Annotated in this window: 23 protein-coding genes and 1 tRNA gene; 8 read left to right on the top strand and 16 right to left on the bottom strand. The window is 67.6% G+C overall.

The features are described from left to right. Positions 1-77: 77 nt before the first annotated feature. Positions 78-584 (bottom strand): histidine phosphatase family protein, encoded by a 507-nt coding sequence (locus RBB34_RS11445; protein ID WP_306119357.1) that lies wholly within the window; start codon positions 582-584, stop codon positions 78-80. Between the two features lie 222 nt (positions 585-806). On the opposite strand from RBB34_RS11445, the gene dksA reads away from it, so the two are divergent. Then, on the top strand, positions 807-1,226 hold the full coding sequence (dksA, locus tag RBB34_RS11440; protein WP_306119356.1) for an RNA polymerase-binding protein DksA: 420 nt from the start codon (positions 807-809) through the stop codon (positions 1,224-1,226). Positions 1,227-1,308: 82 nt separating this feature from the next. Here the strand turns inward: dksA and RBB34_RS11435 are convergent, their stop codons facing one another. The 4 genes from RBB34_RS11435 to RBB34_RS11420 form a co-directional block, all read right to left on the bottom strand. Continuing rightward, positions 1,309-1,980, bottom strand: a complete 672-nt coding sequence (locus RBB34_RS11435) for an ABC-type transport auxiliary lipoprotein family protein (protein WP_306119355.1) — start codon at positions 1,978-1,980, stop codon at positions 1,309-1,311. Positions 1,981-2,049: 69 nt separating this feature from the next. Further along, on the bottom strand, positions 2,050-3,423 hold the full coding sequence (locus tag RBB34_RS11430) for an MlaD family protein (RefSeq protein ID WP_306119354.1): 1,374 nt from the start codon (positions 3,421-3,423) through the stop codon (positions 2,050-2,052). An 8-nt stretch (positions 3,424-3,431) separates the two neighbouring features. Next, a complete protein-coding gene (locus tag RBB34_RS11425) occupies positions 3,432-4,208 on the bottom strand; it encodes an ABC transporter ATP-binding protein (RefSeq protein WP_306119353.1) in 777 nt (258 codons plus the stop codon). Beyond that, complete coding sequence (locus RBB34_RS11420; RefSeq protein WP_306119352.1) at positions 4,208-5,395, bottom strand: ABC transporter permease; 1,188 nt, start codon at positions 5,393-5,395, stop codon at positions 4,208-4,210. The genes RBB34_RS11425 and RBB34_RS11420 overlap by 1 nt, the downstream gene beginning before the upstream one ends. A gap of 100 nt (positions 5,396-5,495) precedes the next feature. On the opposite strand from RBB34_RS11420, the gene dgcA reads away from it, so the two are divergent. The 4 genes from dgcA to RBB34_RS11400 all read left to right on the top strand — a co-directional run bounded on the left by dgcA (position 5,496) and on the right by RBB34_RS11400 (position 11,007). Continuing rightward, positions 5,496-6,491 (top strand): N-acetyl-D-Glu racemase DgcA, encoded by a 996-nt coding sequence (gene dgcA, locus RBB34_RS11415; RefSeq protein ID WP_306119351.1) that lies wholly within the window; start codon positions 5,496-5,498, stop codon positions 6,489-6,491. Positions 6,492-6,561: 70 nt separating this feature from the next. Next, positions 6,562-7,338: an SDR family oxidoreductase gene (locus tag RBB34_RS11410; RefSeq protein ID WP_306119350.1), complete on the top strand. Its 777-nt coding sequence runs from the start codon at positions 6,562-6,564 to the stop codon at positions 7,336-7,338. Positions 7,339-7,444: 106 nt separating this feature from the next. Then, positions 7,445-9,778, top strand: coding sequence for an NADP-dependent malic enzyme (locus RBB34_RS11405; protein ID WP_306119349.1), 2,334 nt, complete (start codon positions 7,445-7,447; stop codon positions 9,776-9,778). Positions 9,779-9,897: 119 nt separating this feature from the next. Next, positions 9,898-11,007, top strand: coding sequence for a DUF2865 domain-containing protein (locus RBB34_RS11400; RefSeq protein ID WP_306119348.1), 1,110 nt, complete (start codon positions 9,898-9,900; stop codon positions 11,005-11,007). Here the strand turns inward: RBB34_RS11400 and gltX are convergent. Continuing rightward, positions 10,925-12,304, bottom strand: a complete 1,380-nt coding sequence (gene gltX / locus RBB34_RS11395) for a glutamate--tRNA ligase (protein WP_306119347.1) — start codon at positions 12,302-12,304, stop codon at positions 10,925-10,927. The two genes, RBB34_RS11400 and gltX, sit on opposite strands and share 83 nt — an antisense overlap. 9 nt (positions 12,305-12,313) lie before the next feature. Further along, entirely contained in the window at positions 12,314-13,558 is a 1,245-nt protein-coding gene (locus RBB34_RS11390) for an MFS transporter (RefSeq protein WP_306119346.1), read from the bottom strand. A 103-nt stretch (positions 13,559-13,661) separates the two neighbouring features. Between RBB34_RS11390 and RBB34_RS11385 the strand changes: the two genes are divergently transcribed. Then, positions 13,662-14,393, top strand: coding sequence for a VIT1/CCC1 transporter family protein (locus RBB34_RS11385; RefSeq protein WP_306119345.1), 732 nt, complete (start codon positions 13,662-13,664; stop codon positions 14,391-14,393). Between the two features lie 102 nt (positions 14,394-14,495). On the opposite strand, the gene RBB34_RS11380 is transcribed toward RBB34_RS11385, so the two are convergent. From RBB34_RS11380 to rpiA, 8 genes are all read right to left on the bottom strand, one after another. Further along, entirely contained in the window at positions 14,496-14,789 is a 294-nt protein-coding gene (locus RBB34_RS11380; RefSeq protein WP_306119344.1) for a CopG family antitoxin, read from the bottom strand. Next, on the bottom strand, positions 14,789-15,091 hold the full coding sequence (locus tag RBB34_RS11375; RefSeq protein WP_306119343.1) for a DUF4258 domain-containing protein: 303 nt from the start codon (positions 15,089-15,091) through the stop codon (positions 14,789-14,791). The genes RBB34_RS11380 and RBB34_RS11375 overlap by 1 nt, the downstream gene beginning before the upstream one ends. A 6-nt stretch (positions 15,092-15,097) precedes the next feature. Then, entirely contained in the window at positions 15,098-16,771 is a 1,674-nt protein-coding gene (locus RBB34_RS11370) for an NAD+ synthase (protein ID WP_306119342.1), read from the bottom strand. Positions 16,772-16,850: 79 nt separating this feature from the next. Next, positions 16,851-18,230, bottom strand: coding sequence for a 3-deoxy-7-phosphoheptulonate synthase class II (locus RBB34_RS11365; protein ID WP_306119341.1), 1,380 nt, complete (start codon positions 18,228-18,230; stop codon positions 16,851-16,853). A 115-nt stretch (positions 18,231-18,345) separates the two neighbouring features. Next, on the bottom strand, positions 18,346-18,975 hold the full coding sequence (locus RBB34_RS11360; protein WP_306119340.1) for a gamma-glutamylcyclotransferase family protein: 630 nt from the start codon (positions 18,973-18,975) through the stop codon (positions 18,346-18,348). Positions 18,976-18,978: 3 nt separating this feature from the next. Further along, positions 18,979-20,373: a glutathione-disulfide reductase gene (gene gor / locus RBB34_RS11355; RefSeq protein WP_306119339.1), complete on the bottom strand. Its 1,395-nt coding sequence runs from the start codon at positions 20,371-20,373 to the stop codon at positions 18,979-18,981. Positions 20,374-20,471: 98 nt separating this feature from the next. After that, positions 20,472-21,014: a DUF2059 domain-containing protein gene (locus RBB34_RS11350; protein WP_306119338.1), complete on the bottom strand. Its 543-nt coding sequence runs from the start codon at positions 21,012-21,014 to the stop codon at positions 20,472-20,474. A gap of 43 nt (positions 21,015-21,057) precedes the next feature. Next, entirely contained in the window at positions 21,058-21,780 is a 723-nt protein-coding gene (gene rpiA / locus RBB34_RS11345) for a ribose-5-phosphate isomerase RpiA (protein ID WP_306119337.1), read from the bottom strand. Between the two features lie 187 nt (positions 21,781-21,967). Between rpiA and RBB34_RS11340 the strand changes: the two genes are divergently transcribed. Together RBB34_RS11340 and RBB34_RS11335 are read left to right on the top strand one after the other, a co-directional pair. After that, positions 21,968-22,042, top strand: a tRNA-Val gene (locus tag RBB34_RS11340). Between the two features lie 203 nt (positions 22,043-22,245). Then, positions 22,246-22,542 carry a hypothetical protein gene (locus RBB34_RS11335; protein WP_306119336.1) on the top strand — a complete coding sequence of 99 codons (297 nt, stop codon included), beginning with the start codon at positions 22,246-22,248 and terminating at the stop codon, positions 22,540-22,542. 25 nt (positions 22,543-22,567) lie between these two features. Here the strand turns inward: RBB34_RS11335 and RBB34_RS11330 are convergent, their stop codons facing one another. Next, positions 22,568-23,461 carry an SMP-30/gluconolactonase/LRE family protein gene (locus tag RBB34_RS11330; RefSeq protein ID WP_306119335.1) on the bottom strand — a complete coding sequence of 298 codons (894 nt, stop codon included), beginning with the start codon at positions 23,459-23,461 and terminating at the stop codon, positions 22,568-22,570. Between the last annotated feature and the right edge of the window lie 5 nt (positions 23,462-23,466).

Raw genomic sequence — 23,466 nt, 5'->3', positions numbered from 1 at the left:
CCCCGTCCTTGCCGGTTGTCGTTGCGCGCCATATAGGCGCCGCATCGCGCCCGTGAAAGCCCGGCGCGAAACGGGCCTCAAAGATCGGCCGGTGTCAGATAGACCTCGAGCCGGCCGCGCGCCGTTTCGACCGCGCCCATCGGCCCGTCAAGGGCAATGATCGCAAGCCCGGCGGTCCTGAACCCCATGTTGAGATGTTCGATCGCCTCGGCTTCGCCCTCGGCCGCCAGTGCCACGGCGACGTCCTCGAGCATCGGATTGTGGCCGACCAGCATCAGATCGCCGTTGAAACCCGAGCGCGCGGCGACCTCCAGATAGCCCGGCGCGTCGGTGCCATAAAGGTTCTGCTCGAATTCGGTCACCGACGACAGGTCGTGCGCCTGGTTGATGGCATCCATCGTCTGGCGCGCCCGGGCGGCGGTCGAGCAGATCACGCGCTGCGGGGTGAGCCCGCGGGCGGCCATCGCCGCGCCCATGGCTCTTGCCTCCTCGACGCCCCAGGGCGAAAGGGCGCGGTCGAAATCGCGCTGACCGGGCTCGGCCCATTCGGCCTTGGCGTGGCGCAGCAAAAACAGCCTGCTCATATGGCTTCCCCCGGCAGATCGGCGCCCTTTCGCATAACGTGCCGGGGCGGCGCGCGCAATCGCGACGATCGGCGGGCAAGTTGCCGAAAAGTCAGGCGATTCGCCGTGCTCCACAAGCGCACCCCTGTCCATCCCCGCCGCCGGACAATTCACGCAATTGCAACTTGTGGCGCAGCGGTCAGCCGACTATACAGCGGCCAATCCTGCTGCAGGGAACACACCATGACCGACCAAATCACGATCAATGGATATGTGCCCAGCGAGAACGAACCGTTCATGAACGATCGCATGCGGGCCTATTTCCGCGAGAAGCTGATCGCCTGGAAGAACGACCTTTTGGACGAATCGCGCGAGACCCTGGAAAACCTGGCGCGCGACAGCTCGAACCACCCCGACCTTGCCGACCGTGCCACCTCCGAGACCGACCGGGCGATCGAACTGCGCGCCCGCGACCGCCAGCGCAAGCTGATCAAGAAGATCGACATGGCGATCAGGCGGATCGACGATGGCACCTACGGATTCTGCGAGGAAACCGGCGACCCCATCGGGGTCAAGCGGCTCGATGCGCGTCCGATCGCGACGCTTTCGCTGGAAGCTCAGGAGCGCCACGAACGGCGTGAGAAGGTGTATCGCGACGATTGACGATTCTTGACGCAAATTCAGCGGTTTGCGGCATGAAGGCCAGCCGGTGCGGCAACCGTCGCGCCGCCTGTGCACCCACCGTTCATATCCGCCGCGTCACCCACACGACGATCTCCTGGGCGACTTCGGCGAATGCGGCATTGAGCGCGGCGATATAGGCGCGATTGCTGGAATTTGGCGCCACTGCCATGCTCGCCGAGAAGGTTCGGTCGGAGACGATGTTGCCCGTGCGGTCGTCGAGCAGCTTGACCTCCAGCGTCACCTCGGCGGCACCGGCCAGCGCGTCGATGCCGAACTGGCGGATCTCCGAGACGATCTGATAGTCGATGGCCAGCCCCTGCCCCGGCAGGCCGACGCCGGCGAACCGGTCGGCGCTGTCGAAGGCCGTCGCCAGGCGACGCTGCACCAGCCTGGGCAGGCGGTCACCCCATTGCGCCCCGCCCAGATACTGGATCTCGAAGGGCGACACCTCGACGACGATGTTCTCCGAATCGATGGCCTTGAGCGCCGCCGGCTCGGCCACCAGGATCTGTGCGCCACGGCGCACCGGCTGCGCGCCCACCACGTCGGGGGCGTTCAGGTCGAAGGTATCCGGATCGGGCCGCAACCCGGCCAGCACGCTGCAGCCCGACGCGGACAGGACGATACCGATGGCGGCGATGGAGCCGGCCAGCGCGCGGCGCGTGACGGCCGATCCGTTCGGCCGGCCCGCGCATCGTCGCTCGGCGGGCATGCGTGTCGGGCGCTCACTCACAACAGGGACCTTCTCTGACGGCCGCTGCTGTGGGGCATTGGCCTTAACATTTCGCCCGCGCAACGATTATCAGCGTCGCACGCGACCGTCAAAGCGCTTGACGCCGTCATCCCCGCCGAAGATCAGGCGCTGCGGGTCGCGTTCGAGCGCGGTGATGGCCTGTTCGATGCGGGTGATCGACCGGCGCGTCTCGTTGACCAGCGATTCGACATCGCGCAGCCCGCGTTCCGAGAACCGCTCGATGCCGGAGGCGATGCCGTCCATGCGCGCATTGAGCGTATCGGCCACCTGACGGAAAGCGCGCAGCGTCTCGCCCGCATCGGCCACCAGCGTGCCGGCATCGCCCTCGCCCAGAAAGCCGTCGAGCTTGGCCAGCACGCCGTCGACCCGCACCGAGGCGGCGTTCAGGCGCTCGGACATCTCGGTGACATTGGCGAAGATGGCGTCGATGTCCGCCTCCCGGCCCTCCAGCGCCCCGGTCAGTTCGGAGACGTCGCTGGCGGCCTGCTGCGCGGCGCGGCCGGCCTGGGCAAAGCCGTTCACCGCCTCGTTGACCGCTTGCGGATCGACCGCGCCGATCAGCGTATCCACCCGGTCGAAGGAGCCGTCGACCCGCGCCCCGATTGTCTCCAGCCCCTCGAGCGTCTTGCGCGCCGAGGCGACCATGGCGTCCAGTTCGCCCGAGGTTTCGCTCAGATTGCCGGTGAAGCGGCGCACGTCGCCGACGATGGCATCGACCTCGGCCGGATCGACGGCCGCGATCAGCCGGTCGGCGCCCGACAGCGTCTTTTCGAGCGCCACCGCCAGCGTGTCGAGCGAGCCGCCCAGTTCGCCCATGCCCGACAGGAACTCGTCGAGCTGGCCGGCATTGGCCGCCAGCGCGTCGGTGACTTCCGTGACATTGTTGACCGCGCGGGTCAGCGGCGTGCGCGCTTCGGCCACGAAGCCCTCGAATTCCGACAGGATGCTGTCGGCGCGGTCGGCGATGTCCTGGGCCGTCGCCAGAAGGTCGTTGACCGCCGAGGGGTCGGCGGTGATCGTCGCCACCTCGCCGCGCCGCTCGGCCAGGGTAAAGACATTGGGCTGGTCGGCATCGCCCCCTTCCAGTTCGATATGGGCGATGCCGGTCAGCCCGGTGAACGACAGCACGGCCTTGGTCGACCGCGTGATCGGCAGGTCGCGGCGCACCTGGGCTTCGGCGATGACGATGCGCGGATTGGAGGCATCGAAGGAAAGCCGCGTCACCTTGCCCACATCGATGCCGTTGAACTTGACGAAGCTGCCCTGGGCCAGGCCCGTCACCGAGCCCTCGATGACGATGTTCAGCCTTGCGGTCTCCCCGCCCGTATCGACCCGCGCCACCCAGTAGACGAAGGCGAAGGCGGCGGCGAACACCAGCACCGTGAACGCGCCCACTGCAACGTAATTTGCCTTTGTTTCCATGATCGCCCTCAGCTCGCCCGCGCCGGCATGAGCCGCGCCCGCTTGCCACGGAAATAGGACTTGATCCAGGCATTATCGTGTTCGAGCATGTCCTCGATCGTCCCGGTGGCGATCACCCGCCCCTGGCCGAGCACGGCGACCCGGTCGGCCGCCGTGAACAGGCTGTCGAGGTCGTGCGTGACCATGTAGACGGTCAGTCCCATCGTGTCGCGCAGCTTGACGATCAGCTCGTCGAACTCGGCCGCCCCGATCGGGTCGAGCCCGGAGGTCGGCTCGTCGAGGAAGACGATGTCCGGATCGAGCGCCAGCGCACGGGCCAGCGCCGCCCGCTTGATCATGCCGCCCGACAATTCGGAGGGATACTTGTCGGCATCGGCCGCCTTCAGCCCCACCATCTCCAGCTTGACGATGGCAAGCTCGCGCATCAGCGCCTTGGGCAGGCGCACATATTCGCGCATCGGAACCTCGATGTTTTCGGCGACCGTGAGCGCCGAGAACAGCGCGCCGTGCTGAAACAGCACGCCCAGCCGCATGTCGACGGCGATGCGCTCGTCCTCGTCCAGGCGCTCGACATCGCGGCCGAAGATCAGGATCTGGCCGTTCTGCATCGGCGTCAGGCCCAAAATGGCGCGCATCAGCACCGACTTTCCAGTGCCCGACGCCCCGACGAATCCAAGGATTTCCCCGCGCAGGACATCGAGATCGAGATCGTGCAGCACCACCGACTCGCCGAACTGGACATGAACGTCCCTGGCGCTTATCACAACTTCCTGGTGCTCTCCCATCAAAAATCAACCGCCGCGAAGAACATGGCGAAGGCCCCGTCGACGACGATCACCACGAAGATCGCCTTGACGACCGAAGCCGTCACCCGCGTGCCCAGAGATTCGGCGCTGCCGCCCACCTTCATGCCCTCCACCGAGGCGATGATGCCGATGATGATGGCCATGAACGGGGCCTTGATCACCCCCGCATAGAATGTGCTCAGATCGATGGCATCGCGTGTGCGCGTGATGAAGGCATCCGGCGAGATGCCCGAATAGGTCTGGGCGACGAACATCGCACCGCCCAGCGCGGCCATATTGGCGATAAAGGTCAAAAGCGGCAGCGCGATGACGAGCGCGACCAGCCGCGGAAACACGAGCACGCCGATCGGGTTGAGCCCGATCACGGTCAGCGCGTCGACCTCCTCGCGCATCTTCATCGAGCCGATCTCGGCGGTGATGGCGCTGCCGGAACGCCCGGCGATCATGATCGCGGTCAAGAGCACGCCGATCTCGCGCAGCACCAGGATGGCGACGAGATCGACAACGAAGATCTCGGCGCCGAAGTAACGCAATTGGAACGCGCCCTGCTGGGCGATGATCGCGCCGATGATCGTCGACATCAGGACGATGATCGGAATGGCGCGAATGCCCATGCGGTCGATCTGGTTGACGATCGGCGCCAGCGGCAGCGGATTGCGATGGCCCGACTTCATCTGGCTGCCGCGCACCGCCGCGCCCAGCATGTGAAGGCCCATCACCGCATCGCCGCGCAATTCGACCATCGCCCGGCCGACCGCCGCCAGCCCCTGGACGATCCAGCCCGGCCGCCGCGCCGGCGCGGGCGCGGCGCGCTCCGACACCGAATGCGCCACCTCGTCGACCAGCGCCTGGGCCGACGCCGAAATGCCGATCAGCCGCACGGTCTGCCCGCGCGCCTGCGCCGCTCGGATCGTGCGCACGATCAGCCAGGCGCCGGCCGTGTCGACCTTGGTCAGCGCCTTTGCGTCGAGCGCAAGGACCGGACGCTTGGCCGTCTCCGTGAACGCGCGCAGCAGCGGTCCGTCGACCGCGCCGACCGTTCCGGTCAGCCACGCCCCTTCCAGCACGATCGAGGCATGCTGGCGCTCCAGGCGTGATTCCACGCGCGCATGGTCGCGCACCAGCGGGACATCGGACCCGTTGCGATGGCTTGACGCATCCTTCATCGTGCCTGTTTAACCCCGCCTGCCCGGCACGTCAGCAGCAATCGGGCAACACCGCGCCGCTTATCGATGCGGGCCGCCACGCCCTTGCCGGGAGAAGCCGATGCCGTCAGCCCTGGCGATCAGCGCCGAACGTTGCACCTTTCCGATCGCCGGCGCCTTCCGGATCGCCCGTGGCGCAAGGGCGGCGGCCGAGACGGTGGTGTGCACGGTCGGCGACGGCATCGCCGCCGGCCGCGGCGAATGCGTGCCCTATGCGCGCTATGGCGAGAGCGTCGACAGCGTGCTCGGCCAGATCGCCGCCCTGCCCCCGATCGATGCGGCCCAGGCCGATCCGCATGCCCGGCTGTCGCGCCTGCTGGCGCCGGGCGCGGCACGCAACGCGCTCGACTGCGCGCTGTGGGACTGGCGTGCCAAACGCGCCGGCGTCCCGGTGCATGCGCTCGCCGGCCTGCCGGCGCCGCATCCCGTGCCGACGGCGCTGACGATCTCGCTCGATGCGCCGGCCGCCATGGCCGAGGCCACGCGCAAGGCGCGCGGTCATGAACTCCTCAAGCTCAAGCTCGGCGGCGATGGCGGCGACATCGCCCGCATGCGCGCGGTCGCCGAACACGCCGCCGGCGCGCGCCTGATCGTCGATGCCAATGAAAGCTGGACGGCCGCCGAATTGCCCGCCCTGATGGACGAGGCCGCCCGGCTCGGCGTGGCGCTGATCGAGCAGCCGCTGCCGGCCGGCGCGGACATGGCGCTCGCCGGCCTCGACCGCAAGGTGCCGGTCTGCGCCGACGAAAGCGCCCATGACAGCGCCGACCTCGCCGCGCTGCGCGCGCGCTACGACGTCGTCAACATCAAGCTGGACAAGACCGGCGGGCTCACCGAAGCCATCGTCATGCGCGAACGCGCGCGAGCCCTCGGCTTCGGCGTCATGGTCGGCTGCATGCTCGGCTCGTCGCTGGCCATGGCGCCAGCCGTGCTTGTCGCCCGCGACGCCGATTTCGTCGATCTCGACGGCCCGCTGCTGCTCGCCGCCGACCTCGCGCCGGCGTTGCGCTATGATGGCGGCATGGTGCACCCGCCCGAGCCGGCCCTGTGGGGCTGAACCTGCGGGCGATTGACCTTGCGCGCCAGGCGTTTACACCGGTTTGCGGAATCAGGAAGGGAGATCGGCCATGGATCTGGGACTGAAGGGCAGGAAAGCCATCGTGTGCGCGTCGAGCCGCGGTCTTGGCCGCGGCTGCGCCGAGGCGCTCGCCCGCGAGGGCGTCGACCTGACCATCAACGGACGCAACGAAGCCACGACCGACCAGACCGCCGAGCAATTGCGCGCCCATGGCGTGAACGTGCAGGTGGTGCTCGGCGACGTCTCGCTCAAGGCGACGCAGGACGCCCTGCTCGACGCCTGCCCGGAACCCGACATCCTGGTCAACAACAATGGCGGCCCGCCGCTCCGCGACTTTCGCGAACTCGACCGCCAGGCCCTGCTCGAGGGCGTCACGCAGAACATGGTCACCCCCATCGAGATGATCCAGCGCACCGTCGACGGCATGGCCGAGCGCGGCTTCGGCCGCATCGTCAACATCACCTCGCTTTCGGTCTATCAGCCGATCCTCGGGCTCGACCTGTCCTCGGGCGCGCGCGCCGGCCTGACGGCGTTCCTCGCAGGCATCGCCCGTTCGGTCGCCGCAAGGAACGTGACGATCAACAACCTGCTGCCGGGCAAGTTCGACACCGACCGCATCCGGCAGACCATCGCCTTCGCCGCCGAAAAGAACGGCGTGAGCGCCGAGGAGGAAGCGACGCGGCAGGAACAGCTCATCCCCGCGGGGCGCCTGGGCTCGCCGCACGAATTCGGCGCCACATGCGCGTTCCTGTGCTCGGCGCATGCCGGCTACATGACCGGCCGCAACATCCTTCTCGATGGCGGGGTGTATTCGAGCGCGTTCTGACCGGCGCCCCGCGCCGCGGGCGTGAAGCTGTTTTGACGCATTGCCACTCGACGCGGCCATGGCGCTGCGCTACCGCTCACCGCCACGGACAGGAAAGGAAGCGGCCATGAACCGCCAGGATGCAGCCGCGCCGGGCTCGGGCGCGTCGGATTTCGAGGAGAATGCGCTCTTCTTCCACCAGCATCCGGTGCCCGGCAAGCTGGAGATCCGCGCCACCAAGCCGCTGGGCAACCAGCGCGATCTGGCGCTGGCCTATTCGCCCGGCGTCGCCGCGCCCTGTCTTGCCATTGCCGACGAGCCGATGCGCGCGGCCGACTACACCGCGCGCGGCAATCTGGTTGCCGTCATCTCCAACGGTTCGGCCGTGCTCGGCCTTGGCGATATCGGCCCGCTCGCCTCCAAGCCGGTCATGGAGGGCAAGGCGGTGCTGTTCAAGAAGTTCGCCGGCATCGACGTCTTCGACATCGAGATCGATGCCAGGGCGGTCGACCGCATGGTCGATGTCATCGGCGCGCTCGAGCCGACCTTCGGCGGCATCAATCTCGAGGACATCAAGTCGCCCGAATGCTTCGAGCTCGAAGAGCGTCTGCGCGCGAAGATGAACATTCCGGTCTTTCACGACGACCAGCACGGCACCGCGATCATCGTCGCCGCCGGCATCGTCAACGGGCTCGAACTGGCCGGCAAGACGCTCGAAAAGGCGCGCATCGTCACCTCGGGCGCCGGCGCGGCGGCGATCGCCTGCCTGAACCTGCTCGTCGCCATGGGCGCCCGGCGCGAGAACATCCTCGTCACCGATCTCGAAGGCGTCGTGCACACCGGGCGCACCGGCCATCTGGACAAGTGGAAGGCGGTTTATGCCCGCGACACGCAATGCCGGACGCTGCAGGAGGCCATCGACGGCGCCGACGTGTTTTTGGGCCTGTCGGCGGCGGGCGTGCTCAAGCCCGACTATCTGGACAAGATGGCCGACAAGCCGCTGATCATGGCGCTCGCCAACCCCGTGCCCGAGATCATGCCCGACGAGGCCCGCGCCGCCCGGCCCGACGCGATGATCTGCACCGGCCGGTCGGACTTTCCCAACCAGGTCAACAACGTCCTGTGCTTTCCCTATATCTTCCGCGGCGCCCTCGACTGCGGCGCCCGCACCATCAACGAGGCGATGAAGACCGCGGCCGTTCAGGCCATCGCCCAGCTTGCCCGCGAGGAGCCCTCCGACGTTGCCGCGCGCGCCTATTCGGGCGAAACGCCGATCTTCGGGCCGGACTATCTCATCCCCTCGCCCTTCGACCAGCGCCTGATCCTGCGCATCGCGCCGGCCGTCGCCAAGGCGGCCATGGACAGCGGCGTCGCCGCCCGGCCGATCGAGGACATGGACGCCTATCGCGACCGGCTCAACCGCTTCGTCTTCCGCTCCGGCCTGGTCATGAAGCCGATCATCTCGGCCGCCCAGAGCGCCGGCATGCAGCGGGTCATCTATGCCGATGGCGAGGATGAGCGGGTGCTGCGCGCCGCCCAGATCGTGCTCGAGGATCGGATCGCCCAGCCGATCCTGGTCGGCCGGCCCGAAGTGGTCGATGTGCGTCTGCGCCGCTACGGCCTGCGCATCCGCCCCGGCACGGATTTCGAGCTCATCAACCCGCAGGACGATCCGCGCTACCGCGCCTATGTCGACCATCTGATCGAGGTTGGCGGCCGGCTCGGCTACACGCCCGATTTCGCGCGCACGCTGGTGCGCACCAATGCCACCGTCATTTCGGCGATCGCGCTGATGCGCGGCGAGGCCGACGCGATGATCTGCGGGCTCGACGGGCGCTATGAGCGGCATCTGCGCACCGTGCGCCATATCGTCGGCATCAGCGAGCAGGCGCGCGACCTGTCGGCGCTGTCGTTGCTGATCTCCGGGCGCGGCGTGACCTTCTACACCGACACCTATGTATCGATCGAACCGAACGCCGAGGAACTTGCCGAGATGACCGTGCTCGCCGCCGCCGAGATCCGGCGCTTTGGCATCGAGCCCAAGGCGGCGCTGCTCTCGCACTCCAATTTCGGCTCGCGCGACAGCGCCTCGGCGGCCAAGATGCGCAAGGCAACCGAAATCCTGCACCGGATTGCGCCCGATCTGTGCGTGGACGGCGAAATGCATGCCGACAGCGCGCTGAGCCCGGAACTGCGTGCCCGCGTGCTGCCCCATTCGATCCTTCAGGGCGAGGCCAACCTGATGGTCTTCCCCGATCTGGACGCAGCCAACATCACGCTCAACGCGGTCAAGACGATGACCGACGCGCTGCATGTCGGGCCCATCCTTCTGGGCACGGCCCGTCCCGCCCACGTGCTGACCACCTCGGTGACCTCGCGCGGCGTGGTGAACATGTCGGCCATCGCCGCCGTCGAGGCCAGCCAGAGCGCCCAGACGCAGACCCGCGCCGCGCACGCCTGAACCTCATCCTTCGTTAACGTTCATCTTCAATTCAGCCCGCACGCGCCATGCTTGCGGGCGTATCTTAATCGTCCGCTGGCGTTTGTCCGCCATCATGGTGGCGGGGAGACGGTGTATCGATGGTCCGTGCGTTCACAGTGTTGTCGCGCCCTTGCGCGTTGCTTGCCATTGCCGCGGCGGTGGCCGTCGTCACGATCCTCGGCGGCGCCGGGCCGGCCATGGCGCAATCGTGCCGCGGCCTTCAGGCGGAACTGGCTTCGGCCCTGCGCGGCGGCGGCAATGCAGCGCAATATCGCCGTTTTTCCGACGCGGTCCGCCGCCAGACCCGCGAGATCGCCATTGCCGAACGCGACTATCGCCGCCTTGGCTGCGCCCGTTCGCGCGACCGCCAGTGCCGCACCATCGCGGCCGCGCTGGGCGACATGCAGTCCAATCTGAGTCGCCTGACACGGCTGCGCGACAGCCATGCCGGCGGCGCCTCGCGCCGCGAGATCGCCCGCCTGCGCCAGGCGGTGTCGCGCGCCTGCGATTCCGGCCGGCAGACGCGCACCGCCTCGATCCGCCGCGAGACCGGCACCCGCACGCCGGTGCGCCCGCAGATCGCGACGCCGCGCCGCACGCCGGGTCCGTTGCCGAGCGGCCCGGACCGGCTGGGCACGATGTGCGTGCGCACCTGCGACGGCTATTTCTTTCCGATTTCCTTTGCCACCGGGCGCGACACGCTCGAGCGCGACCGGGCGGTCTGCGCGGCGCTGTGCCCGGCCGCGCCGACCAGGCTGTTCGCCCATCCAAGCGGCGCCGACAATGCCCCGATGTCGATGATCGCCCTCGACGGCACGGCCTATACCGACCTTGAGACCGCCTTCGAGTTCCGCGACAAGCCGCGCCGAGCCGATTGCACTTGCGGCCGCCCGGACCCCGGCGCCATCGGCGTTGCCGGCATCATCGCGCCCGGCAAGCAGGCCGATGCGCCGGCCGGCGAGCCGCTTGCCGACATGCCGCGCCCGCAGGGCCGGCCCGATCTGGCCGCCGATCCCGAAACCGCGACGATGACCCGGCACACCATGACGCCCGGGCTTCTGGCCGACATCGCGCGCACGGTCGAGGTTGGCGAGGTCTACGACGTGGCCGACCGGCGCGAGGACATCAGGGTCGTCGGCGGGCAATTTCTTCCCGACCCAGAAGAGGCAATAGATCTGCGAGCTCCGGACCGGCGGTCCGGCCCGTGATCGCGACCCTGAGCGGCATGAACAGCGCCCGCCCCTTGCGGCCGGTCTGCGCCTTCACCGCATCGGTCCACGCCTTCCAGGTCTCGCCATCGACATTGCCCGGGGGCAAAAGGTCGAAGGCCTTCCGCGTATAGGCGAGATCCTCGCCTTCGAGCGCGGCCTCCTTCGCCGGCCCCTGGGTGAGGATCGGCCACCAGGCGCCCGCCTCGGCGACCTTCTTCACGTTGCGGCGTATCAGCCGCCAGAACGGCGCGGCGCGCCGATCGTCCACGTCGACGCCCGCGGCGGCGAGCCGCTCGCGCACCGCCTCGAACGGCAGATCGTGCACCAGCGTCTCGTTGAGCCCGTCCAGATCGGCCGGATCGAACTTCGCCGCCGAACGCGAGGTGGCGGTGATGTCGAACGCGGCGGCCAGCGCCGCCATGTCGGGCACGGCCGAAACGGCGGCCGAACTGCCCGTGAGCACCGCCAGGCTCGCCACCGCCATCGGCTCGTAGCCGGCCTCGGCCAGCGCGCGGATCGACAGCGCGCCGGTGCGCTTGGAAAGCCCCTCGCCGGTCGCCGTCGTCAGCAGGTTGTGGTGACCGAAGGCCGGCGCGCCAGCGCCCAGTGCCTCGAACAGGGCGATCTGCACGCCGGTATTGGTGACATGGTCGTCGCCGCGAATGACGTGGCTGACGCCCATCTCGATGTCGTCGACCACCGACGGCAGGGTGTACAGATAGCTGCCGTCGGCGCGGATGAGCACCGGGTCCGACATCGAGGCCAGATCGACCGCCTGCTCCCCGCGCACCACATCGTCCCAGCGCCTTTCGGTGCGCTGCGGCGCGAACGGATCGTCGGCGAAATTGGGCAGCACAAAGCGCCAGTGCGGCCGGCGCCCCTCGGCTTCGAGCGCCGCCTTTTCGTCGTCGGTCAGCTTCAGCGCCTCGCGGCCATAGACCGGCGGCAGCTTGCGCGACAGGCGGATCTTGCGCCGCCGCTCGAGTTCCTCGGGCGTCTCGTAGCAGGCATAGAGCAGGCCGGCTTTCTTCAGCGTCTCGGCCGCCGCGTCATAGGCGGCCATGCGCTGCGACTGATGGACGATCCGGTCGGGCGCGATGCCCAGCCAGCGCAGATCGGCCTCGATCTGGGCGGCGTATTCGGCCTTCGAGCGCGCCACGTCCGTGTCGTCGAAGCGCAGGATGAACCGCCCGTCGCGCTGGCGTGCGAAAAGCCAGTTGAACAGCGCCGTGCGGGCATTGCCGATATGGATATGGCCGGTCGGCGACGGCGCGAAGCGGACGGTGACACTCATGGCGCCCGCTTACGGAACCGTCGGCTGGTTGGCAAGCGCGTGCGCATCGCGCCGCGCGACCAGCCTTCGCGAGACGATCAGCATGACCGCCGAGATTGCCAGGCAATAAAACCCCATGGCGACGATCTGGCCCGGATAGCTGACGCCAAGATCGATCAGCGTGCCCGTCACGCCCGGCCCCATGGCGGTTGCGAACACCATGAAGGCGACCACGATCGCCCGGATCGCGCCGAGCCGGGCGGTGCCGTAGGCTTCGGGCCAGATCGCGCCCATCATCGTCGAGGAGAGCCCGTAGGACACGCCCAGCAGCCCCATGAACACGAAGGCGGTCCATTGCGCCTCGGCGAGGCCGAGCGCGAAACAGGCCGCCGCGAGCGGCAGCAGGAAGAACGGCAGCAGCGCCAGCGCCGAAAACCGGTCGATCAGCGCGCCGGTCATCAGCGCAAAGACGATCGTCGTCACGCTCATCAGCGCGAAGGAGGAGGCAAAGACCGACAGCGACCAGCCGCGCAGTTCGACCAGATAGACCTGATGGAAGAAGATGGTGGTGCCGATGAAGGCCGGCGCCAGAACGCCGGTCAGCAGCAGCCAGAACGCCGCATCGCGCAGCACCTCGCCGCGCGTCCAGTCGCGCACCGGCACGGCCTTTTCGTCGGGCGCGTCCGACAGCGGCTCGCGCTCGCGCGCCAGAAGCGCGGTGATGACCGGCAGCGCGACGGCGACGAGCACCACGGCCGCGACGATCCACGCCTGGCGCCAGCCGAGCGCCGCCGCCAGCGCGACGAAGGCGAACGGGAACACCGCTTCGCCGGCATTGTGCCCCAGCGTGACCAGCGAGACCGCCCGTCCCCGGTTGGCTGCGAACCATCGCCCCGTCGCCGTAAGCGCGTTCTGCGTCATCATGCCCTGTCCGAATAGGCGAAGCGCATAGATGACGATCACCAGCATCAGCACATGGGTCGACATCGCCATGCCCAGCGCGCCCGCGGCCAGAAGCGGCACGATGATCAGCGTCACTTTGGCAGCGCCGTATCGGTCGACGATTCGGCCCAGCCATGGCAGCGTCAGCGCGCTGGCGAGCGTCGATGCCATGTAAAGGATGCCGAACTCGCCATGGCTGAGCCCGTATTCGGCGCGGATCTCGCCAGCCGACAGGGAGATGAAGAAAGTCTGGCCGAAGGCCGAAAAAAATGTGAGCAGGAAGCCGCCGACGATCCAACGGGCATTGTTGGCAACGAAAGAGATGAAGGACATCGGGAAGGGCCTTGGGCGAAGGATGCCGCCTGCGGCCTTGCTAACGCGTCGCCGCTGGCATGGCAACAACGCCGCAGGCGGCTGCGCCGATCGGGGAACGAAGATGAACCAGCTCGAACACGACCATCATCCAACGGCCATTCGCAGGCGGCTCGCCGCGGGCGCAAGGCCCAACTATCTGCGCGACTGGGTCTATGGCGGCATTGACGGTGCGGTGACCACCTTCGCCATCGTGGCCGGCGTCGTCGGCGCGGCCCTTTCGGCGAACATCGTCATCATACTGGGCCTTGCCAATCTGATCGCCGACGGCGTGTCGATGGCCGCGGGCAACTATTCGGCGACCAAGACCGAGCATGACGAACTCGAACGCACCCGCGAGATGGAAGTCCGGCACATCGCCGCCGACCCCGACGGCGAGCGCGAGGAGATCCGCCAGATCTTCGCCGCCAAGGGTTTTGAGGGCGAAACGCTCGAGCGGGCCGTCGAGGCGATCACCGCCGACCGGGAGCGCTGGATCTCCACAATGGTGACCGAGGAGTTCGGCCTGAGCGAGAATGTGCGCGATCCGCGAGCCGCGGCGCTGGCGACCTTTGCCGCCTTCGTTGCGTGCGGTGCGGTACCGCTCGTCCCCTATTTTCTGTTCGAAGCCGGCCGTGCCAGCCCCATCGCGCTCGTGATGACCGCCTCGGTGTTCTTTCTGATCGGCTCGATCAAGAGCCGCTGGTCGGTGCAGCGCTGGTGGGTTTCCGGGCTGGAGACGCTGACGATCGGGCTGGGCGCGGCGCTCATCGCCTATCTTATCGGCTATGCGCTGCGCGGCATGGTGCCGGCGTGACCGATCGAGGCACAGCGGAAAATGCGTGAACCGCCAGTTGGCTACGTCCGGTCACCGAATCGGTTCGTGATCGCACAGCGGCTGTCGCCGACGCTTGGCCGGTCAGTCCTTGAGGCGCCCTTCCACATATTTGTGGATCAGCGAATTGATCAGGGTCTGGTAGGCGATCCCCTCCTCCGATGCGCGCGCCTTCAGCTTCACGAGGTCCCGTTCGGGAACCGCGATCGAGATGCGTTTGCGTTTCGGATTGAGCGTATTGCGCGCCGCCGCCCCGAGCCATGCTTTCCATTCATCGACATTGTCGACACTTTTCCATTCACCGGCTTCGGTCGTGGCAGTCAACTCCGCCTCCTGTTCCGGCGTCATGTCTTCCGTCTCTGCGGGCAAACGCGCCATCAATTCGAACCCCTTCCCAGATAGGCCGCCGTGGCCTTTCGTGACGGATACAGCGTCTTCAGAAAAAGGCCATCGTCATGGACAACGCACGGGACCACGAAAACATAACCGTCGATCTCGACCAAAAGCTGCAACTGGTGACCGTAGGGCCTTGTGTCGGGATGCCGCCGCATATCCAGAAAACCACCGTTTTCGATTGCGCTGACGACATCGGAAAATCCGATACCATGGCGCTCCATAAGCTCCCGGTTCTTCCGGTCGCTCCAATGCAGCCGCCTGCTCGAAGGTAATGCATACTCCATATATATTCAAGTTCGGTCCCGGAACCGGTTCGTGATCGGATAGCGGCGGTCGCGGCCGAAATTCTTGCGCGTGATCTTCACGCCCGGCGCCGATTGCCGGCGCTTGTATTCGGCGATGTACAGCAGGTTCTCGATGCGGTGGACCAGCGCCCGGTCGTGCCCGCGCGCGACGATGGCGTCGACCGCCATCTCATTTTCCACCAGGCACTCGAGGATGTCGTCCAGCACCTCATAGGGCGGCAGCGAATCCTGGTCGGTCTGGTCGGGTCGCAATTCGGCCGAGGGCGCCTTTTCGATGACGTGGACCGGGATCACCTCGCCTTCGGGCCCCAGCCCCCCGTCCGGCCGGTGCGCGTTGCGCCAGCGCGCCAGCGCATAGACCTCCATCTTGTAGACGTCCTTGATCGGATTGAACCCGCCATTCATGTCGCCGTAGAGCGTGGCATAACCGACGCTCATCTCGCTCTTGTTGCCGGTGGTCACCAGCATCGAGCCGAACTTGTTGGAGATCGCCATCAGGATTGTCCCGCGCGTCCGGCTTTGCAGGTTCTCCTCGGTCACGCCTTCATCGGTGCCGGCGAACATGGCCGAAAGCGCGGCGCGGAAACCTTCGACCGGCGCGTGGATCGGCACGACATCGTAGCGGCAGCCGAGCGCCTTCGCGCAGCCTTCCGCATCGGCGATCGATTCCGGCGCGGTGTACGCGTAGGGCATCATCACGCAATGCACGCGCTCCCGGCCGAGCGCGTCGACCGCCAGTGCCGCGCACAGCGCCGAGTCGATGCCGCCCGACAGCCCCAGCACCACATCGGAAAAGCCGTTCTTGTTCACATAATCGCGCAAGCCAAGCATGCAGGCTTGGTAATCCGCTTTGAGGGTCTCGGGCAGCGGCGCCATCGGCCCGTCCGTGCAGGCCCATCCGGTGTCGCCGCGGCGCCAGGTGGTCACCGCCACCTGCTCGATGAACTGGGGCATCTGGAAGGCGAGCCGGCGATCGGCATTGAAGGCGAAGGACGCCCCGTCGAAGACCAGATCGTCCTGCCCGCCGACCTGGTTGGCATAGATCATTGGCGCATCGCTCTCGATGACCTGGCGCAGGACGACCTGGTGGCGCACATCCATCTTGCCGCGATAGTAGGGCGAGCCGTTCGGCACCAGCAGGATCTCCGCCCCGCTCTCGGCCAGCGTCTCGCACACGCCCTTGTCGCCCCAGATGTCCTCGCAGATCGGAATGCCGATGCGCACCCCGCGAAAATCGACCGGCCCGCGCATCGGCCCGGGCACAAAGACGCGCTTTTCGTCGAACTCGCCGTAATTGGGCAGATCGACCTTGAACCATTCCGAGGTCACCGCCCCACCGTCGAGCACGCAGACCGCATTGTGCAGCCCGTCGGCGCGCGCGAGCGGCAGGCCGACGATCACGCCCGGCCCGCCATCGGCGGTATCGGCCGCAAGCGTGCGCATCGCCGCCTCGCATGCGGCGATGAAGGCGGATTTGAACACCAGATCCTCGGGCGGATAGCCCGACAGGAACAGTTCGGTCAGCAGCACCAGATCGGCGCCCTGGGCGGCCGCCGCGGCGCGCGCGGCCCGCGCCCTTTCGAGGTTGCCGGCAATGTCGCCGACGACCGGATTGATCTGGGCGACGGCGATGCGCAGGACGTCGGGGGCGGTGCTCATCACGCCTGTCCATCCACGAAACGAGGGAACTGCGGCGCCGCAAGGGCGCCGCGGCCGGTGTCGACCGGTGGCGCGGGGCCTACTGGTTTACCGCCACCTTGGGCGCATCGGCCTTGCGGCCGTCCTTCAGCCTTTCGGCCACCAGGAAAGCCAGTTCGAGCGCCTGGTCGGCATTCAGGCGCGGGTCGCAATGGGTGTGGTAGCGATCCTGGAGCTGCTCCTCGGTCACCGCGCGCGCCCCGCCCATGCATTCGGTCACGTCCTTGCCGGTCATCTCGATGTGGATGCCGCCCGGATAGGTGCCCTCGGCCTCGTGCACGTCGAAGAACGCGCTCACCTCGCCGAGCACGCGGTCGAAGGGCCGCGTCTTGTAACCGTTCGCCGTGATCGTGTTGCCGTGCATCGGATCGCACGACCAGACCACGGTCTTTCCCTCGCGCTCGACCGCGCGGATCAGCGCCGGCAAATGCTCGCCAACCCTTTCGTGCCCGAAGCGGGCGATCAGCGTCAACCGGCCCGGTTCGTTGGCCGGGTTGAGCGTGTCGATCAGGTTGAGCAGATCGTCCGGACGCAGCGAGGGGCCGCATTTGAGCCCGATCGGGTTCTTCACCCCGCGCGCGAACTCGACATGGGCATGATCGTGCTGGCGCGTGCGGTCGCCGATCCAGATCATGTGGCCGGAGGTCGTGTACCAGTCGCCGGAGGTGGAATCGACGCGCGTCATCGCCTCCTCATAGCCCAGCAGCAGCGCCTCGTGGCTGGTGTAGAAATCGGTCTCGCGCAGCCGCGCGTGCCGGTCCGCGGTCAGCCCGATCGCGGCCATGAACTCCATCGCCTCCGACAGCCGATCGGCCAGGCGCCGATAGCGCTCGCTCTGCGGGCTGCCCTCGATGAAGCCGACCATCCACTGATGGGCGTTTTCAAGGCTCGCAAATCCGCCCTGGGCGAAGGCGCGCAACAGGTTCAGCGTCGCCGCCGACTGCCGGTAGGCCATGATCTGCCGCTCGGGATCGGGAATGCGCGACCATTCGTCGAATTCGATGCCGTTGATGATGTCGCCGCGATAGGAAGGCAGCGTCTTGCCGTCGCGCTGCTCGATGTCCGACGAGCGCGGCTTGGCGAACTGACCGGCGATGCGGCCGACCTTGACCACGGGCTTGGAGGCGCCGAAGGTCAGCACCGTCGCCATTTGCAGGAAGACGCGGAAGAAGTCGCGAATGGTGTCCGCGCCATGCTCGGCGAAGCTCTCGGCGCAATCCCCGCCCTGCAGCAGGAAGCCCCTGCCGGCGGCGACATCGGCGAGCGCGTTCTTCAGGGCCCGAGCTTCCCCTGCAAAAACCAGCGGCGGATAGCTGCGCAGCCGGTCCTCGACCGCCTTGAGCTTGTCCTCGTCGGGATAGGCCGGCACCTGCTGGATCGGCCTGTTGCGCCAGCTCTGGGGTGTCCAATTGTCTGCCATGATCGTCCGCCTGGTCTTGCACGCACTGAAAATGCCCCGCGGGCTGGCCCGCGCGACCGCGCCTCTATAGAGCAAAGCCGGTCGCCCTGCCACCCCGCAATGGCGGGCGGCGCGATCACACGAACCCGTCGACGAGCCTCAGATCGGCGGTCAGCGCGTCGATGAAGCCGCGCTCGTCCCCGCTCAGGCGCACCGCGCGCGGATAAAGCGGTTCGTCGCGATCGCGCAGCACGGGCGTATCGAAGCGCGCCGTGTGCCGGACAAAGGCGCGCGCGCCTTCGGGTCCGAACTGGTGCAGATAGCCCTGCAGCACCGCGTCGAGATAGCTTTGCAGGATATGATGAACCGTCTCGGGCCGCGCCGGCGCCCGCGCTCTGTAGACATAGATCGGCATGTCGGGCAGCGCCGCATCGGGCCGGTCCAGGCGCAGCCGGTCGGGCGCCAGCGCCAGCCGGTCATAGCCCGCCTCGCGCTCGTCCACCGCCGGCAGGTTTTCGGCCCGGTCGAAGACGATCAGCCCGCTCAGTTCGATGGCCTCGTCCGGCTCGGGCGCGGCGGTCAGAAGCGCGATCGGATGCTCGGCCTCGTCGGGCCGTTCCTGCCACGCCCGGCGGTAGCCGCGCAGATGGGCGCGCTCGCAATGGACGGTCGCGGTGCGGTGGGTCGCCGGGTTCACCAGCGAGCCATAGCCGAAATAGGCCACAATCTCCCCGCGCGCGGCCATGGTATGAAGGTGCTCCGTCATGCCCTAGATATCGACGCGCTCGCCCGCGCGCACAAGATAGCTCGGTGCATACATGGTCACCAGTTCCTCGGCCGCCGTGGGGTGAACGGCCATGGTCGCGTCGAAATCGTCCTTGGTGCAACGGGCCTTGAGCGGGATCGCCAGCAATTGCGCCATCTCGCCCGCGCCCGGCCCGATGACATGCGCGCCGACCACGACGCGGCTTGCGGCATCGACGATCAGCTTCATCATCATGCGTTCGCGCCGGTCGGGCAGCACATGGTGCATGGGCCGGAACACGGCCTTGTAGACCTCGAGTTCGGCATGAATGTCCGCCGCCCTGTCCTCGGTCAGCCCGACCGTGCCGATCTCGGGCTGGGAAAAGACCGCCGTCGCCACCGCTTCATAGTCGGGCTTCGTCGGGTTGTCCTTGAACGCGGTCTGAAGGAAGCACATCGCCTCGTGGATCGCCACCGGCGTGAGCTGCATGCGGTTGGTCACGTCGCCGACGGCCCAGATATTGGGCACGTTCGAGCGCGAATAGTCGTCGACGACGATGGCCCCGCGCCGGTCGGTCTCGACGCCGACGCCTTCAAGGCCGAGCCCGCGCGTATTCGGCCAGCGGCCGATCGCCATCATCACCTGGTCGACCACCATGTGCTCGCCCTTGGACAGATGCGCATCGAGCCGGCCATCCTCGCGCCGGCCGATCTCGTGCAGGATCTGGTGGCAGATGACGCGGATGCCCTTGGCGACCATGGTGTCCTGCAGATGGTCGCGCAGGTCCTCGTCGAACCCGCCCAGGATCTTGGTGCCGCGATAGATCAGCGTGGTCTCGACGCCAAGGCCGTGGAAGATGTTTGCGAACTCGACGGCGATATAGCCGCCGCCTGCGACGATGACCGACTTGGGCAGTTCGGCCAGATTGAACGCGCCGTTGGAGGTGATGGCCAGTTCGTGGCCGGGCAGATCGAGCGGCAGATTGGGATGGCCGCCCGTCGCGATGAGGATCTGGTCGGCCGTCACCGTCTCGCCGGTCGCCTCGATGAGCACGGTATGGGCGTCGACCAGGCTTGCGCGGCTGTCGAAGATGCGCACGCCGCTCGTGTCGAGCCCCTTGCGATAGAGCCCTTCGAGCCGTGCGATCTCGCGATCCTTGGCCGCGATCAGGGTCGGCCAGTCGAACGCGGTGCGTCCCACCTGCCAGCCATAGCCGGGCGCGTCCTCGAAATGCTCGGAGAACTGCGAGGCATAGACCAGCAGCTTCTTGGGCACGCATCCGCGGATCACGCAGGTACCGCCCATGCGGTATTCCTCGGCCAGCGCCACGGTCCTGCCCATCGCTCCGGCCAGCCGCGCCGCGCGCACCCCGCCCGAACCGCCGCCGATCACGAACAGATCATAGTCATACGCGGCCATGGTCCCGCCTGTTGCCCGTTTCGTTGCCTGTTTGCGGCCGTCTCGCCGGCTCGGGCGCCAGCGATTGCGCCGGCCCTGCCCGGCGCGCCGGCGCCCGCCTATTCGCTTGCCTGGGCCGCGTCGTCCGGCGCCGTCACCCGGCGCAGGCCCGCCTCGTTCATGCGGCGGGTGACGAGCGCCAGAAGATCGCGCTCGATGCCGCGCCGCCAGATCGAGGCGGCCGTGGTCACCTGCCTTGCCAGAAACGGCCCGCCATCGAGCAGCGCCTGGCCGGCCTCGCTTTCGTAGAAGTCGGCGATCTGGCGCAGATGCTCCTCGTTGATCGAGCGGGCATAGATGGCCGCCGCCTCGCGCTCGAGATCGGCGCGGCGGGCCGCCAGTTCCAGCGTCGTCTCATCGACGATCTGGATGATCTCGGCCTCGAGGTCGGGGTTGCTCTGGATCAGCCGCTCCTTCAGCGCCAGGCCGACTTCCGGCAGGATCGTATCGAACCGTTCGGTCGCCTTGATCGCGGCGATGGCGTCGCGCCCGGCCTGAAGGTGGCTCTCCGAGATTTCCTGCTGGGCATGCGCCGCACCCATCGCCATGGTCACGCCCATGGCCGCGGCAAGCAGCCCGTTCCGCACTATCCTCAATGACATCATTTCGCTCGTTCCCATTGTGCTGTGTTGTCGCCGCAATCGATCAGCCGGCCGCCTCGCCGTCGCGCTTCGGTGCCGCAATCTCCTCGACGCCCTGCGGACCGGCCAGGATCGCCAGGTCGGCCATGGACAGGAACAGCCCGTGCTCGACGACGCCCGGAATCCGGTTGAGTGCGCAGGCCAATGCACCTGGGTCGGAAATATGGCCGAATGATGCGTCGATGATGTGATGGCCGCCATCGGTGACCACGGGTTCGCCCTTGCGCCCGATGCGCAGTCGGGGCTCCCCGGTGGCGCCATGGGCCAGGGCGACCCGCGCCACCGCGCGCCGCGTCGCTTCCAGGCCGAACGCGTTGACCTCGATCGGCAGGGGAAAACGGCCCAGATGCGCCACGCGCTTGCTGTCATCGGCGATGACGATCATGCGCGCCGAGGCGGCGGCGACGATCTTCTCGCGCAACAGCGCCCCGCCGCCGCCCTTGATCAGGTTGAGATCGGGGTCGATCTCGTCGGCACCGTCGACGGTCAGGTCGAGTTCGGGCACCTCGCCGAGCGAGGCCAGCGGCACGCCGAGCTGCACGCACAACCCCGCCGTGCGCTCCGATGTGGGCACGCCGGTGATCGAAAGCCCGTCGCCGATCGCTTCGCTCAGCGCCCGCACGAAGCATTCGGCCGTCGAACCGGTGCCGATGCCAAGCCGCATCCCGCTGTCGACATGGGCGAGCGCCGCTCGCGCGGCCCGGGCTTTCATCGCTTCGTCTGACATCTCCCCCCAATCTCGATCGTCGCGGGCGGCCTTGCGTTATCACGGTGTTCGCATGGCGCCAACCGTCAATGCGCCGCCGGCCGCGGCCAGAGAAGTTGAGCGTTGACTTGCGCGCATGCGCCCGCCTATATCGCGGCCCTGACCACTGCGCATCACGCCGGCCGCCCGTCGGCCGCTGCGCCGGATCGGGCGATTAGCTCAGCGGGAGAGCACTGCCTTCACACGGCAGGGGTCGCTGGTTCAATCCCAGCATCGCCCACCAGATTTTTCTCGGTTTTTCAAGCAGTTGCGCGCCGTGCCGGATTCGATCCGCGAACCGGGCCCATCCGCGGCGCCAGCCGCGCCGCCTCGCCCGTGATCGCCATCATCGTTCGACCTGTGACCTCGGACACAACGCGCATGTTCCTTTGCGGGCAGATTTGCCGCCTGGGCCCGCCGCCGGCCCGAGCAAGGACACGAACGACCATGCGCCGCTTCGACCCCGTCAGGAGTTTCGTGCACGCCATCGATCGCAGCGAACCGGGCCAGGCCGACCGGCTGCGTCGGCTGATGCTCAAATGCATGCCGCGCTATGCCGGCGGCGTCGCCATCTGCGCTGCCGCCGACGAGGTTCAGGATCTGCTGGTCTCGCTCAGACAGGCCTATCGGTCCGGTGCCGATCCCTTGCGCATCAAGGTGCTGCGCCGGCAGATGCTGCAGGCGGTCGACGAGCTTGAAGCGCTCTGCGAGAACGTACCGCGCCGGCCGCAGGGGCGTGTGTGATGGTGCGATCGGCGCCGGTCCGGTTTCAGGTTCTGAAGCGGTTCTCGTCCATGCCGGCCACATCGGCCTCGATGGCGAAGACGCTGCCGGCGAGCCGGTCCGTGACCGCCTTTTGCAGCGCCGCGGTCGTCACGTAAAGCGTCTTCAGGCCGGGACCGCCGAAGGTGCAGGTGGTGATGTTCTTGACCGGCATCTCGATCACCCGGTCGACGGTCCCGTCCGGCGCCACCCGCACGATGCAGCCGCCGCCGAAGCGGCAGTTCCACAAGAAGCCCTCGCTGTCGATCGCCGAACCGTCCGGCAGACCGCGGTCGAAGCCGGCAAAGTGCGGCGTGCCCGGGCCGATGTCCCCGCTCGCCGGGTCGTAGGGATAGGCGCGGATTTCGTTCTTCAGGGTATCGCCGAAATAGAAGGTCTTGCCGTCGGGCGCCCAGCACACGGTGTTGGAGATGCCGATCCCGCTCTCCAATTCCTCGAGCCCGCCGCCGGCGCGATAGCGGAACAGCCGCCCGGCGTCTTCGGCCATGTCGATGCTCTCGCCATGCGGGCCGACATTGTTGCCCATCGAACCGACCCAGAACGCGCCGTTCGGGTCGGTGCGGCCGTCGTTGAAACGCGCGGTGGGGAAATCGTCCAGCGTGATCCCGAGATCGTGCCGCGCGTCGCTCTCCACATCGAGATAGACCAGCCGCGAGGAGAGCGCCACCAGCAGCCGGCCCGGCACGTCGGTCATCGAAAGGGCTACGGCAGGTTCGTCGAAGAAGCGGCTGGTCACGGCGCCCGTGCGCACGTTTAGGACGTGCACGAGGAACCGGCCGATATCGACCCAGTAGAGCCGGTCCTCGTCGGCCGACCAGGTCGCCGCCTCGCCCACCACATCGCCCGTCGGTGCAACGCACGTGATCGCCGGTCTTGTCATCTTCC

It is taken from the genome of Roseitalea sp. MMSF_3546 (genome assembly GCF_030732865.1).
Taxonomy (GTDB): domain Bacteria; phylum Pseudomonadota; class Alphaproteobacteria; order Rhizobiales; family Rhizobiaceae; genus Roseitalea.
The sequence above is the reverse complement of the archived record's forward strand: the minus strand, read 5'-3'. Positions and strand labels throughout refer to the sequence as shown.